At 41.7% G+C, this 1,385-nt stretch carries 1 protein-coding gene; it reads right to left on the bottom strand.

What is annotated here, in order from left to right; all coding sequences use genetic code 11:
• Nucleotides 1-175 precede the first annotated feature (175 nt).
• Nucleotides 176-1,261 (bottom strand): OmpW/AlkL family protein, encoded by a 1,086-nt coding sequence (locus JMX92_RS13265; protein ID WP_227675385.1) that lies wholly within the window; start codon nt 1,259-1,261, stop codon nt 176-178.
• Between the last annotated feature and the right edge of the window lie 124 nt (nt 1,262-1,385).

Here is a 1,385-nt window from a genome sequence, read left to right as displayed (position 1 = left end):
AATTTTAACGAACTGGTAAATCATTATTCCCCTGACAAACTACGTCAATTCGCTGATGCGGCTAGTAAATTTGTGTAGATACCTATGCCCTGAAGTGGGTGGTTTTACGGCGACCGGTGATAAAAAAACGCACCTTTTAAAAGTGCGTTTTTTAAATAGAGTGTCAACCATTTAATTAGAAGCGGTAACCGACCCCTAAGTAGCTGATATAAGGATCAATATCAATCTTAGAAACTGCTTTAATTAATTGTTCGCCGTTATCGTTAGAGACGGTGATGGTGCTGTCGCTATCCAACTTAGCATAAGACAATGATCCTACGGCAAACCAGCTGTCATCGAAGTCATAGGTAGCACCGACAGTGACAATAGGTGCCCAAGCACTATCAGCCTTAACTTTTACGTGCATGCCACTACTAGAAGGTGTTGTTCGACCGTCAGGACCATCGTATTGCAAAGAGGTACCGGCATTGCCATCTTTGATGTTTTGAATCATATGGCCAGCATCCACTAAATCTTGACGAATACCTGAATTTAGTTTTAAGTCGTTAAAATAGGCATACATCACACCTGCACCTACATAAGGACGGAATTTATTAACCCCTGATTTACCAAACTTATAATGTAGCTCTGTGGCCGGCAACCAAGCACGTGCAGTAGAGGCTTTGCTGCCTTGTGATAAATCGGTAATCACAATGTCATCTTTAATATTAAAGTCACCAATGGCTTGTTCGGCAATACCTGATGGGGTTACCACACCTCTAAAAGGTGCAACCACAGTACCTTTACCTAAGATGTCGACTTTAGGCGGAAAGCCAGCCTTCACCTCTACTGACCAGTTATCATCTATATGATAGTTTAGTAGCATACCCAAAGTGTCTACATCATCTGATTCAAGACCTGTGCCAGGTGTCGCAAATTTTTGTAGACCGTTAATCACAGTTGTACCTGACAAATTACCTAAAGCGGTATTGGATAAGTCAGTATTGTCGTCACCAGGAAGGCTCAAGCCATGATTAATTGCCTCAAATCTTGCTTGGTTTTCAGCAGCACTGCCTAGGCCTTGGTCTGGATCTAGCACCCGTTTTACGGTGCCTGATCTCACACTACCATTGTTGTGGCTTGTGCCATCTGATATCGCAGTGGTATTTTTAACTGGCGTAGCATCACCGGTTGGATTTGCATGCAACCAACCTGCTGAAACTGAGAAGCGCTTGAAGCTACCATCGGTTTCTATGTATTTTGAATAATCAAATTGAGCCATATAGTAGAGCCTTTATAAAAGTGGTACAGTAGTTTTAAAATAAATGAAAAGTAAAAAGATTATGACTTATTCAGCAGACTTTCGAGCTCAAGTGATTAAAAGTGTCGAACAACAAGGCATGAGT

This window comes from Psychrobacter sp. H7-1 (assembly GCF_904846585.1).
GTDB classification, from domain to species: domain Bacteria; phylum Pseudomonadota; class Gammaproteobacteria; order Pseudomonadales; family Moraxellaceae; genus Psychrobacter; species Psychrobacter raelei.
This window is presented reverse-complemented; position numbering and strand designations above follow the sequence as displayed.